Below are 13,544 nucleotides of genomic sequence, written 5' to 3' on the forward strand. Positions count from 1 at the left end.
GGGAGCAAAAGGCGACAAATCAGCGTCAACCAGTGGCGGCGTCATTTTCCATCGGCCCGAGCAGCGCGGGCGCATGAAGACGGATCTTCTCGATCAGGCGATCAGGGGTCATCGGTTTTGCGATACTGTCAGCCAATCCCTCCGCCAGGCAGGCGCTCAGACAGGCATCGTCTCCACGGCTGGCGACGCCGATGATCGGCGGCGGCCCGCCGTGATGTTCAGCGGCGTCGATTTCACGTAGACGCGCCAGCAGCGCCGGCCCGGTTGCGTCAGGCGGGGTCAGGTCCATCAACACCAATGCAGGGCGCTTTTCACGCCAGGCGGCTTCCGCCGACGCGGCATCGGCGACAATCCGGCGGTTCAACCCGGCTTCGGTGAGAATCTGCTCGAAGAAGATCTGGTTGATGTCGTTGTCCTCAATCACCAGCACATCGGGTCCGGCTTCGCTCCTGTCATCCTCCTGTTCGACATCGATCGCAACGGCGGGCGTCCCGGAGTCCTGCCGCCGCGCCCTGATCACGTCGACCAGCGTGGCGCGCAGGATCGGCATACGCACGGGCTTGGTGAGATAGGCGTCGACTGGGATCGAGGCGGCGGGCGCGCCGCTGGCGAGTTCGCCCGACGCGAGCATGATCACCGGCAGGGCGGCAAAGGCAGGTTCGGCCCGCAGGCGCTCAACGAGGTCGCAGCCGCTTTCGCCGGGCATGGTTTCATCGACCACGATCGCATCGAGCGGCAAACCGCTCTCGGATGCCGCCCGGACGATGGAATAGCCGGTCTCCGCGTCGGCCGCGCCCACGCATTCAAATCCCCAACCGCCGATATTGTCGCAAAGAATCGATCGGGTCTGTTCGTGATCGTCGATCACCACGATACGGGCGCCCGCGAGATCGGCAGGCAACGGCTCCTGGCGACGGCCTTCGGCTGCCACCTGGGCCGGAAGCGCAAACGAAAACTCAGATCCCGAGCCCTCGACGCTGTGGACCGTGATGACGCCGCCCTGGATCTGCGCCAGACGTTGGGCGATCGCCAGCCCAAGACCGGAACCGGTGCTGCGCGAGATCGACAGGTCGATTTGCGAGAATTTTTCGAAGATCGTGTCGAGCTTGTCGGCAGGGATGCCGACGCCGGTGTCCTCGACGCGCACTTGCAGGATGACATTGCCGGCGCTGTCGGGCGTTGCATGAACAGAGGCCAGCACATAACCGCGCTCGGTGAACTGGATCGCGTTGGAGATGAGATTGGTGAGAACCTGCCTGAAGCGTCCAGCGTCGCCCATGATCTTGGCGGGCAACTCGCCTTTGCGCTCGACGATAAGCTCGAGGTCCTTCTCGGCCGCGCGGCTGGCGAACAGGGTGGCGACGTCATCCAGCGCCTCGGCGGGATTGAACGCGGCGTATTTGAGCTGGATATGACCGGAGTCCAGCTTGGAGAATTCGATGATATCGTTGATGATCGCCATCAACGCCTTGCCGGATTTCTGAATGATCCCGATGAAGGCGCGTTGACGGGTATCGAGCGGCGACTTGGCCAGCAATTCGGCCATGCCGAGAATGCCGTTGAGCGGCGTGCGGAATTCCACCCCGATATTGGCGAGGAATTCGGATTTCACCTTGTCGGCGGTCTCAGCTTTCGCCACCAGCCGCTGCAGTTCGTTTTCGCGTTCGACATTGGCGGTCTGATCCGAGACGAGCAGCACGCCCTGCCCATCGCCGCTCCAGCGCAACTCAACCTTGAACCAGCGACCATTTGCCAACTGGTAGCGACGTGTCAGATTACGGTGATTGGTGACGGCGTCCACGGCCTCAGCGCGAAGCCCCGCGCGGTCCTCGCCCGTTTCGGCGAATTCCAACGCGTCAAAGCCGACGCGCCAATCACTCCCGACCTCAAGCGCTTCGGCCGGCACATCGAAGATGTTCGGCATCGCCTTGTTCGCGAACACGATTCTTTCATTCTCGATGACGCAGACGCCTTGCGGCATCGTTTCGGTCGCATTCTTGATCAAACGATAGGCGTTATCGACCTCCGCGCGGGCTTCGGTCACATCCTGGTCGCGCCGGCGCAGGTCCGTGACGTCGAAGTAGCACAGCATGATTCGGCCGCGCGATAATTTGATGCTCGAATAAAGATAACTCATGCCGTCGTGCAGCACGATTTCGCGCGGCGTGATCGGCGACGCCAGGATCTCGTCAATCCGTTGGCGGCTGTATTCTTGCCAGGACTTCTCCAGTCCCAAGCGGCGATGGCTCTCTTCAAGAAGGATGGCGAAAGGCTTGCCGTTCATGCTGGCAAGCCATTCGCACGGCATATCCTTCCACAGATGCCGGTGATAGGCGTCATTCATCATCTGGATATTCAGGGAGGAATCCAGCACGAGAATACCGACATCGATGTTGGAGATGATGTCTTCTATGTCTTTCAGGATTTCGGCGGTCTTGCGCGAGGCCTCTTCCAGCATGAGTTCGCGCTGACGCAGGCCGGTGATGTCGGTGATCGCGCCAACCAGATAGCTCAGGCCCCGTTCGGTGCGCACGAGATCGGTCCTGGCCATACCGCGGATTGCTCCATCGGCGGTGGGGATGTCGATCTCGTGCTGAACGGTTTCGTTTTGGTTCAGGGTGCGTTCGTTGCAGTCTGCCAGATAGCGCGCGCGCTCGGGCGAGAACATGTCGTGTTCGGTCTTGCCGATCAGGTCGCCGGGCTCGGCCCCCCACAACTCGCTGAATCGGCGATTGGCGTAGACGAGCTTATGCTCCATGTCCCGCGCGAAAGTCGCGACCGGCAATCGATCCAGAAGCTCGCGGTAAAGGCTGATCTCCTGAACATGCTGGTCGAGCAACTCTTCCCGCAACTTCATGTCCGTCACGTCGATCCGCATGCCGAGGACCGAGCCGTCAGTCAGGCGACGGTTCATGAATTGGATATGCCGTCCGTTGGGCAGCAATACCTGGTCTGCCGCAACATCGCGCGCATGCCATTCAACTCGCGTCTCGATCCAGGCTTCCTTTGCCTCCACGCCGGGCGGATAGGCCTGCGGCCAGGTGCGACTGAAGAAATCGTAGAGTCGACCGCTGAATTCGTGGAAGGAGATGCCGATCACCAGTCCTTCGACACCTGAATAGTAGGCCCAGAGCCGGTCATTCGCATAGACAAGTCGCCCGTCCGGAGACCAGAGCACGACGCCAACGTCGAGAACATCGAGCACCGCATGGATCTGACTGAAATCTATCCCGAGCGGCAAGGCGTTATGCGGCTGGACAGCCGCCTTCTTTTCAGCCGGCGGCGTCAACGCCATCACATCGAAACGGCAGTAAAGGAAGATCTGCCCGTCATCCAGCTGAAACCGCTCGAGCTCGACATTGAAAAAGCCCCTGCCCGAGGGATCGAGGTAATGGCCGGATTGCTCGTCGCCGAACACGACGCAGGCGCGTTCCTTGTCGTGAAGGTCGAGACCGGCATCAAGGCCCAAATCGCGACCGGTTCGCCCCAGCAGATCATCGGGCGCAGCGTCAAACAGGCGGGCAAAGGCGACGTTGACCGCCACAAAGGCCAGTTGGCTATCCTTCACGAAAGCAGGCGCGTCGAGTTGGAGAACCCGATCGCAGACCGTCCTCAGCAATGGATCCTCAGAATGCCGCACAAATTTCTCCGGGCCGTCGCCAACCATCGTCAATTTCTATCAGCCGGCCGTTTAATAAGAAGTGAACCATATTCTCTTTTTGCGCCGTTGGCGGAATTTTGACGTCAATCGGGAGGTCTTGCAGGCCTGCCGCAAGCAGAACAGCCGCTGGCCTTTGCGCGGCAAGCCGCCGGGCTTCGGTGTCGCTTTTACGAGCGGGTCCGAAGGCTGCGTTTGACATGATGGCCGGCAGCAGGCGCGGCACCTCCACGCTGGCGGAAACGGCGCCTTTCGCGCCCGATCAAGCAATGACAACAAGCGAGAACGACATGAGCGCGGAAGGCACACAGGCAGTCATCATGCAAGAGGAAGCATCGGGCGAAGGCCGCCGCCGCCGCGCCGGTGGAAGAGGCGCCGACCGCTCGCGCCGAACTGCAGGTCCCTCCTATCTCAATCTCGTCAACGGCCGGCCGCGCACCGAACTTCTCTCCGCCGACCAGCTTGAAGCCGTGCATAACGCCTCGCTGACCGTGCTTGAGGAAATCGGCATGGATATCATGCTGCCTGAGGCGCGCGAGATCATGAAGGCGCATGGCGCGCATGTGGTCGAGGGCTCGGAGCGAGTCCGCTTCGATCGCGGCTTGATCATGGACATGATCGCCACCGTGCCGAAGGAATTCACGCTGCACGCCCGCAACCCGATGCGTCATGTCAAAATGGGCGGCGACAACCTCGTTTTCGCACAGATCGCCTCGGCGCCCTTCGTCTCAGACATGGATGGCGGCCGCCGCACCGGCAACCAGGCCGACTACCGCAATCTCGTCAAACTCGCCCAATGCTACGACATCATCCACACTACCGGCGGCTATCCCGTCGAGCCGGTGGACATTCACGCTTCTGTCCGCCATCTCGACTGCCTGTCGGATATGGTGAAGCTGACGGACAAGCCCTTCCACGCCTATTCGCTCGGCAAACAGCGCAATGAGGACGCGCTGGAGATCGCCCGCATCGGCCGCGGCATCAGCTGGGAGCAGATGGAGCGCGAGCCGTCGCTCTTCACCATCATCAACTCGTCTTCACCGCTGCGTCTCGACGGCCCGATGCTGCAGGGCATCATCGAAATGTCCTCGCGCAATCAGGTCGTCATCCTCACGCCATTCACGCTGGCCGGCGCCATGGCTCCGGTGACGATCGCCGGCGCGGTCGTGCAGCAGAACGCCGAGGCGCTGTGCGGCATCGCGTTTACCCAGATGGTCCGTCGCGGCGCCCCCGCCGTCTATGGCGGCTTCACCTCCAATGTCGACATGAAGACCGGCGCGCCCGCCTTCGGCACCCCCGAATATATGAAAGCCGTCATTGCCGGCGGACAGCTCGCCCGCCGCTACGGTTTCCCCTATCGCACTTCCAACACCAATGCGGCGAACACGCTCGACGCCCAGGCCGCTTATGAATCGGTGTTCTCGCTGTGGGGCGTGGTCGAAGGCGGCGGCAATTTCGTCATGCATTCTGCCGGCTGGACCGAGGGCGGCCTGACGGCGTCTTATGAAAAATTCATTCTCGACGTCGATCTCTTGCAGATGGTCGCCGAGTTCCTCAAGCCGCTCGACGTCTCGGACGACGCGCTCGGCCTCGACGCCATTCGCGACGTCGGTCCCGGCGGCCACTATTTCGGCACCCAACACACGCTGGCGCGCTATGAAACCGCGTTTTATTCCCCGATCCTGTCGGACTGGCGCAACAACGAGACCTGGGTGGAAGCCGGCAGCCCGACGACCTTCCAGCACGCCAATCGCGTCTGGAAGGAAAAGCTCGCGGCCTATGAACAGCCGGCGCTCGATCCGGCGATCGAGGAGGAACTCGACGCATTTGTCGCGCGCCGCAAGGCCGAGGGCGGCGTTCCGACCGACTTCTGATCCAGAGACATCAAAACGCGGCCCGGCGACGACGCCGGTCCGCCCGCCTTTTCGCAAAAGCGAAACAGGTCTTGACTTTGACGGCGAAATGCACGACATGCAGGCCAGCTTTCCCCTAAAGGGCGCCGCGTGAGCTGCCCGCACGACCACGGATGAAAGCCCTCGTTACGGGGGAACCGGTGAGCGTCGATCAAAGGCAAAGCGCGGTCTCGAACGCCCCATGCATTCGATGCGCCGGAAAGCGAATTTCAGAAACGAACAACAAGTTCCCATGTCACGCGGGGTTCTTGAGCCAGACGCACCGGATGGACAATGATGTCTATCCGGCGGAGCTGTTTGGCCCCCGAAAGGTAGACTAACTGTGACCACTACGACCAGCTTTGAAACGCTCGGCCTCTCGCAATATCTTCTCAACACCCTGACTGAAACCGGCTTCACCACGCCGACCCCGATCCAGGCCAAAGCCATTCCGCTGGCGCTCGAAGGCCGCGACGTTATCGGCCTCGCCCAGACCGGCACCGGCAAGACCCTCGGCTTCGGCCTGCCGATCATCGCCCGCCTGATCAAGGAAGGCGTCAAGGCAGAACCCAAATCCTGCCGCGCGCTGATCCTCGCCCCCACCCGCGAACTCGTCAACCAGATCGGCGAAAGCATCAAGGTTTTCACCCGCAAGTCGCCGCTCAAGCAGACCTCTGTCGTCGGCGGCGCGTCGATCAACGTGCAGTCCAAGATCCTCGAAAGGGGCGTGGACATCCTGATCGCCACGCCGGGCCGCCTGCTCGATCTCTGCAATCGCCGCGCGCTCAACCTTTCTGCCGTGCGCTATCTCGTGCTCGACGAAGCCGACCAGATGCTGGATCTCGGCTTCATCCATGATCTGAAGAAGATCGTGAAAATGGTGCCGAAGCGTCGCCAGACGATGCTGTTCTCCGCCACCATGCCGCAGGCCATTGCCGATCTCGCCGGCGATTATCTGCATGATCCGGAAGAAGTGTCCGTGACGCCGCCCGGCAAGGCTGCCGACAAGGTCGAACAGCGCGTTCACTTCGTCCAGGGCCGCGATCACAAGACTGTGCTGCTGAAGAGCGAACTGCGCGCCAATGGCGCGGATTCACTGAACCTGGTGTTCTGCAAAACCAAGCATGGCGCCGAAAAGCTGATGAAGCATCTTGAGCAGACCGGCTTCTCCGTCGCATCGATCCACGGCAACAAGAGCCAGGGCCAGCGCGACCGCGCGCTCAAGGGCTTTCGTGACGGCGACATCCGCACGCTGGTCGCCACCGACGTCGCCGCCCGCGGCATCGACGTTCCCGGCGTCAGCCATGTCTACAACTACGATCTCCCCACCGTGGCGGACACCTATGTCCACCGCATCGGCCGCACGGCCCGCGCCGGTCGCGAGGGTATTGCCATCGCCTTCTGCGCCCCCGATGAACTCAAGATGCTCTATGACATCGAAAAGCTGATGGGCCAGCCGGTGCCGGTCGCCTCGGGCGAACGTCCGGAATGGCAAGGCAAGAAGAAGGGCGGCGGCGAAAGCCATCGCGGACGCCGTCCCGAAAGCCGTGGTCCTCGCGAAGCTCGCGAACATGCCACCGAGCGCCGTGAACAGGCCGTCGCGCGCGGTGCTTTCGCCGAAGTCGCCGACGTCGAACGCAGCGGCGACAGCGAGCGCCCGGCCCGCAAGCCGCGCAGCCCTGAAGGCCAGCGCAACGACCGCGGCCCGCGTCGTGATGCTCCGCAGCGCCAGCCGCGCCCTAGCTTCGCGGAAGTCGAGGAACTGAATGGCGGCGAATTCCGTCCGGTGCGCGATCGCAGCGAAGGCGCAGGCGAGCGCCCGGCCCGCGGTGACCGCCGCCCCGAAGGCAAGCGCGATCATGACGGTCGTCCGGCCCGCCAGGCCCAGGCAGGCGAACGTCGTCCCGAAAGCCGCGGCCCCCGTCCGGAAGGCGACAATCGCGCCCCCCGCCGGGACGCCGCCAAGCCGAACCAGGGCGCTTCCCGCCACAGCCCGGCGCGCTTCGCCGGCTATGCCGAAGAGGCCAATCTGCTTACCGAGGAGCGTCCGCAGCAGCGCGACCGCCGTCCGCATGGCGACGCGCGCCCCGAAGCCGCCAAGCCGCATCAGGGTCCCAAGCGCGATGGTCGGCCGAATAGCGGTCGCCCCAACCGCGCCAAGGGCCAGTTTCGCGGCTAAGGCTTGAATTTTCGACGAGGACTGTGAATGGGGGCGGAGACGCCCCCGTTTTCGTTTCAACGGTTGCTATTCTCGCGCACTCGCCATGCCTTCTTTCGCTTTCCACCAAAAGCCACGCGTCTGTCCGGATTAACAGGCTGAACTGGCGTTGAACGATGTGCAGCGCGCCGCCGACGACAGCCAGTCGTCGCACCAATGAGGCTTTCGGCAGGAAAACCTGAGGAATACTCGTATTTCTCGCGAACCGACAAAGCTTCAGCCTTATGATTTTATTGGGCAATTAAAATTTTCTTTACCGGAGACGCGCAAATATCGTGACAACTCTCATTGGAGCTCTGTCTCACCGTGTTTCCGCTTTTCGACCTGAATTCAAAGTCCGCGATCGTCGATGCGCTCAATCGGTCGCTCGCCATGATCGAGTTCTCGCTCGACGGCAAGATCCTCTCCGCCAACGAAAACTTTCTGAAGGTTATGGGCTATTCGGCCCAAGACATCATCGGAAAGCATCATCGCATCTTCGTGGATCCCTCTTACGCGTCTTCTCCGGACTATCAGGAGTTCTGGCGTAAACTCGCAGCCGGAACTTTCGAACAGAAGCAATACAAGCGTCTGGCCAAAGGCGGCCGAGAAGTGTGGATCGAAGCGACCTACAACCCGATCCTGCGCGGCGGCAAGCCATACAAGGTGGTGAAATTCGCCACAGACATCACCGCGTCGCGCTTGAAGGCGGCTGAGGACAAGGGCAAACTCGACGCGATTTCGCGCACCCAGGCCATCATCGAATTCACCCCCGACGGCGAGATCATCACGGCAAACGACAATTTTCTGGCCACGATGCGTTACACGCTGTCCGACATCGTCGGCAAACGCCATGCGATATTCTGCGATCGGGATTATGCCCAGTCCCGTGCTTATTCCGATTTCTGGAAAAGACTGGCCTCCGGCGACTATGCCTCGGACCAGTTCATGCGTCTCGATAAGACAGGCAATCCGGTCTTTATCCAGGCCTCCTACAATCCGATCTTCGACGACAATGGCCGTGTATTCAAAGTGGTGAAGTTCGCGACGGACGTGACGTCGCGGGTGCGGGTGGTGAAAGAACTCGGCGCCGGTCTTGCCCGGTTGGCTGATAGCAATATTCGCGAGACGATCGACATCCCCTTCTCGCCGGAATTCGAGCCCCTGCGGCACGATTTCAACAGTTCCCTTGGCGCGTTTCAGAAAACGCTGGAAAGCGTGCTGGCGGAAACGCAAACGCTTGAGGAAAACAGCCGGAGAATGAACAGCGGCGCTGACCAATTGTCGGTGCGCACCCATGATCAGGCCGACGCGTTGCGCCAGACCACGCGATCCCTGGACGATGTGACCGAACGCGTAAAGTCGTCCAGGACGGCGACGCAGAGCGCGCGCGATCTCGTCCAGAACGCCATGACCTCGGTGGACACTTCCACCAAGGTGCTGCAGGACACCACCGCCGCGATGGAGCGGATCGAAACAGCATCGGCGGAAATAGGCAAGATCATCGGCGTGATCGACGAGATCGCTTTCCAGACCAATCTGCTGGCGCTGAACGCGGGCGTCGAGGCGGCCCGGGCCGGCGAGGCCGGCAAGGGGTTCGCGGTCGTGGCGCAGGAAGTGCGGGAACTGGCGCAGCGCTCCGCCAATGCCGCCAAGGAAATCAAGATGCTGATCGAGAATTCCGGGCGTGAGGTTCAGGATGGCGTTCGTCTCGTCGACGCCACCGGCGACGGACTGCAACGGATCGCTGGCATCGTCAGGGCGATCGACGACAACATGCAATCGCTGACCGCCAGCGCCGCCGAACAGGCTTCCAGCCTGTCCGACATCAACGGGGCGGTGTCGCAGATCGACGCCATGACCCAGCAAAATGCGGCGATGGTCCAGCAGAGCAAATCAATCAGCGAGCACCTCGCCGCAGGCGCGATGAAACTCAGCGACCTCGTCAACCAGTTCAAGCTCGACCGCCGAAAGACGATCCGCGAACCCGGTCACGCGGAAAGGGAGCGGCATCGCAGCAAGGCTGCCTGAGAGCTTGAACACCCAGGCCTCTCGACAAAGGTCTGGGCTCGGTTCGAATAGTGAGGACGAGAGATGAAAAGGCTGATTTTGGCCGCGACGTCGGCATGTCTGGGGTTTCAATCCGCAGAAGCGGCGGTGTCGGGCTATTACGACAGCGTCGAGCAAATAGGGATTATCCTCGGCAGCGCGCTTGTCGCGGACGCTGTTCATCAGGCTCCTATAGGGGCGATTTCCAACACCGGAACGCGTGAAGACGGCGCCAAGGAATGGACCATTCGCGTCCAGGATTGCGACCTCACGGTCTATCTGATCCCCGTTTTGCCTGAAGGTCCCGGCAAGACCACCTATCGCCTCGACATTCCCCGTACATGCCAGTGACCCGCAAACGGCGCTGATCTCTTCGCCATGCGCCTGAGCGGTCCTAGACTTCTATGGCGATGTCACCTCGGAAACAGCTCGCTATAAAGAAACCCCTAAAGTAGGTTTCGACAATCGAGCCAGCGAGGGGAGAACGGGCATGGGAAAGACGATCAACGGCACCAACAAAGCCGACCGCATCGAGCAAGGCTCGGATCCGGCTATCCGTGTTTTCGCCAAAGACGGAAACGACACGATCATTTTAAACCTGAGCGACGATCGCGGCGGCGGTAACTTTGTCGACGCCGGCTCTGGCAATGACGGCGTGGTCAATCACAAGGAAGAGGGCAACGATATCAGGCTCGGCGCGGGCGCCGACACCTATGTTGGCCTCGGCTTCGCGTCGTTTGCGACCGACGCCGGCGACCTTGTCCGCGCCGGCGGCGGCGCCGACCAGATTGCCGTATCGACCTTCAAGAGCCGCTATTTCGGCGAGGCTGGCAACGATGACTTCTTCTCCGAAGGCTGGGCCAATGTCTTCAACGGCGGCGCGGGCGTCGACACGATCAGCTATCGTCCCCGCTCAGACGATCCCAGCCTCGGCGGCATCGCGCTCAGCCTGGCCCAGGGCATCGCCCAGACTGGCGCGAACCGTCAGGAATCGCTGGTCGGCATCGAGAACGCCGAAGGAACCAACTCCAGCGACACGCTGATCGGATCAGCCGGCTCCAACACGCTGAAAGGTCTCGCCAATGGCGACAGCCTCGACGGCCTTGCCGGCAATGACATCCTGGTCGGCGGCGGCGACGCAGATTTTCTGATCGGCGGATCCGGCGCGGACCGTTTCGTCTTCGCATCTGTCACCGACAGCCGGAACAATGGCGCGTTTGACGTGATCGGCGATTTCAGCCGTGGACAGAATGACGAAATCGATCTTTCCGCGATCGACGCCAATACCGGACAATCCGGCAACCAATCCTTCCGCTTCATCGGCAGCGGCGATTTCAGCGGCGCTGTCGGTCAGTTGCGCTTCGAGGATGGCTTTGTTTTGGGCGACGTCAATGGCGACCGCAGGGCTGACATCGCGATCGAACTCGACGGCGTGAGCGGTATGGCCAGCGGCGACTTCATCCTTTGACGCGCACTGTCACAAATTCGGCGCCGAACAGACATTCGACCGGACCAGGAAGCGCTTCTCACGGCCATTGTCGAGCGAGAACATCCCGCCTCGACCGGGAATCACGTCGATGATCAGCCGCGGCTGTCCCCAGGCCGCAAACTGCGCGCGGCCGATATAGAAGGGCGCCCCGCCGATATGGCCGAGCAGCATGTCCTGATCGCCGATCAGCAATTCGCCCAGGGGATAGCACATCGGCGACGAGCCGTCGCAACAGCCGCCAGACTGGTGAAACAGGATATCGGGATGATCGCGTCTTATCTCGGCGATCAGGTCAAGCGCCGCCTCGGTCGCCATGACCATGTCATTGGGTCGGTGTTCGGACATACGCGTCTCCTCGGCATGTTGGACGAAAAGGGCTCCCGGCGAAGCGCCGGGAGCCCGAGGTCAGCCACGCGTTCGTGAGATCAGAAGAAACCGAGCGCCTTGGGAGAGTAGCTGACCAGCATGTTCTTGGTCTGCTGATAGTGATCGAGCATCATCTTGTGGGTTTCACGACCGATGCCGGACTGCTTGTAGCCGCCAAACGCCGCATGGGCCGGATAGGCGTGGTAGTTGTTGATCCAGACGCGGCCGGCCTGAATGTCGCGGCCGAAATGATAGCAGCGATTGGCGTCGCGACTCCACACGCCGGCGCCGAGACCGTATTGCGTGTCATTGGCGATTTCCAGCGCCTCCTGGTCATTCTTGAAGGTGGTGACGGAGACAACCGGGCCAAAGATCTCTTCCTGGAAGATCCGCATTTTGTTGTTGCCTTCAAACACGGTCGGCTTGACGTAATAGCCATGTTCGAGGTCGCCTTCGAGCATATTGCGCGCGCCGCCGGTCAGCACTTTGGCGCCTTCCTGGGTGCCGATCTCGATATAAGAGAGGATCTTGTGCATCTGCTCGGACGATGCCTGCGCGCCGATCATCGTCTCCAGGTCAAGCGGGTTGCCCTGCTTGATCATTTCCACGCGGGCGACGGCCTTTTCCATGAAACGGTCATAGATCTTCTCGTGCACGAGCGCGCGCGACGGGCAGGTGCAGACCTCGCCCTGATTGAGCGCGAACATCGCGAAGCCTTCGAGCGCCTTGTCGAGATAGTCGTCGTCTTCGGCCATCACGTCGGCAAAGAAGATGTTCGGCGATTTGCCGCCGAGTTCCAGCGTCACGGGAATCAGGTTCTGGCTGGCGTATTGCATGATCAGCCGGCCGGTCGAGGTCTCGCCGGTAAAGGCGATCTTGGCGATGCGCGGGCTGGAAGCCAGCGGCTTGCCGGCTTCGAGGCCGAAACCGTTGACGATGTTGAGCACGCCAGGCGGCAGGATATCGGCGATCAGTTCGGCGAGCACAAGGATCGAGGCGGGCGTCTGTTCGGCCGGCTTCAACACCACGCAATTGCCGGCGACGATCGCCGGCGCCAGCTTCCAGGCCGCCATCAGGATCGGAAAATTCCAGGGAATGATCTGGCCGACCACGCCGAGCGGTTCATGGAAATGATAGGCGATCGTGTCGTGATCGACCTCGCCGATCGATCCTTCCTGCGACCGCACGCAAGCGGCGAAGTAACGGAAATGATCGATGGCGAGCGGAATATCGGCCGCCATGGTTTCGCGCAACGGCTTGCCATTGTCCCAGGTCTCGGCCTGGGCGAGCAGTTCGAGATTGCTCTCCATGCGGTCGGCGATGCGGTTGAGGATCAGCGCGCGCTGCGCGACCGGCGTACGGCCCCATTTATCCTTGGCGGCATGAGCGGCGTCGAGCGCCAGTTCGATATCCTTTTCGTTCGAACGAGCGATTTCGCAGAGCTTGCCGCCGGTAACAGGCGTCGTATCGTCGAAATAACGGCCGTCGACCGGCTCCACCCATTGCCCGCCGATGAAATTGCCATAGCGCGTCTTGAACGGCGAGGCGGTGATTTTTTGATGCAGCATGGTTTCCTCCCTGATGCGGCGATGTCCGAATTGGACCGTAGCGCGAGGATCGGGGAAAACGTTATATTCGTCCAGATATCACGGCATGATAGATCCGAGACGGTGTCGCGTCGTTGCGACAGACGGCGCGCCCTGTATAGCCGCCTCTTTCGTCGTCGGGGAGACGCCGCCGCGCCGATGGCTGGCGCACAGTCGCAAGACTGCGTCACTGCGCCCGCGCAAACAAGTCATGACCTCCACCAAAGGTGGAGGTTTGAAACGCTGCGCTTGAACCGCTAGAAGCGGTTTTGCTATGTCTTAGTAGCTACGGTTAAAGAGGTCGGCA

At 61.4% G+C, this 13,544-nt stretch carries 8 protein-coding genes; 5 read left to right on the forward strand and 3 right to left on the reverse strand.

Annotation, left to right across the window (positions count from 1 at the left end; genetic code table 11):
- Positions 1–25: 25 nt before the first annotated feature.
- The gene (locus M2360_RS12475) at positions 26–3,640 is read right to left on the reverse strand and encodes a response regulator (protein ID WP_280775456.1); all 3,615 of its coding nucleotides are present in this window, start codon (positions 3,638–3,640) and stop codon (positions 26–28) included.
- Between the two features lie 308 nt (positions 3,641–3,948).
- Between M2360_RS12475 and M2360_RS12480 the strand changes: the two genes are divergently transcribed.
- The 5 genes from M2360_RS12480 to M2360_RS12500 all read left to right on the forward strand — a co-directional run bounded on the left by M2360_RS12480 (position 3,949) and on the right by M2360_RS12500 (position 11,264).
- A complete protein-coding gene (locus M2360_RS12480) occupies positions 3,949–5,532 on the forward strand; it encodes a trimethylamine methyltransferase family protein (RefSeq protein WP_280775457.1) in 1,584 nt (527 codons plus the stop codon).
- 361 nt (positions 5,533–5,893) lie between these two features.
- A complete protein-coding gene (locus tag M2360_RS12485; protein ID WP_280775458.1) occupies positions 5,894–7,729 on the forward strand; it encodes a DEAD/DEAH box helicase in 1,836 nt (611 codons plus the stop codon).
- 345 nt (positions 7,730–8,074) lie between these two features.
- Positions 8,075–9,778 carry a PAS domain-containing methyl-accepting chemotaxis protein gene (locus M2360_RS12490; RefSeq protein ID WP_280775459.1) on the forward strand — a complete coding sequence of 568 codons (1,704 nt, stop codon included), beginning with the start codon at positions 8,075–8,077 and terminating at the stop codon, positions 9,776–9,778.
- 63 nt (positions 9,779–9,841) lie between these two features.
- Positions 9,842–10,147 (forward strand): hypothetical protein, encoded by a 306-nt coding sequence (locus M2360_RS12495; protein ID WP_280775460.1) that lies wholly within the window; start codon positions 9,842–9,844, stop codon positions 10,145–10,147.
- Between the two features lie 139 nt (positions 10,148–10,286).
- On the forward strand, positions 10,287–11,264 hold the full coding sequence (locus tag M2360_RS12500) for a calcium-binding protein (protein ID WP_280775461.1): 978 nt from the start codon (positions 10,287–10,289) through the stop codon (positions 11,262–11,264).
- A gap of 9 nt (positions 11,265–11,273) precedes the next feature.
- On the opposite strand, the gene M2360_RS12505 is transcribed toward M2360_RS12500, so the two are convergent.
- Together M2360_RS12505 and adh are read right to left on the reverse strand one after the other, a co-directional pair.
- A complete protein-coding gene (locus M2360_RS12505; RefSeq protein ID WP_280775462.1) occupies positions 11,274–11,630 on the reverse strand; it encodes a DUF779 domain-containing protein in 357 nt (118 codons plus the stop codon).
- An 80-nt stretch (positions 11,631–11,710) separates the two neighbouring features.
- Positions 11,711–13,219: an aldehyde dehydrogenase gene (gene adh / locus M2360_RS12510; protein WP_280775463.1), complete on the reverse strand. Its 1,509-nt coding sequence runs from the start codon at positions 13,217–13,219 to the stop codon at positions 11,711–11,713.
- Positions 13,220–13,544: the final 325 nt, after the last annotated feature.

The sequence above is a fragment of the Rhizobium sp. SG_E_25_P2 genome (genome assembly GCF_029892285.1).
Classification (GTDB): Bacteria; Pseudomonadota; Alphaproteobacteria; order Rhizobiales; family Rhizobiaceae; genus Rhizobium_E.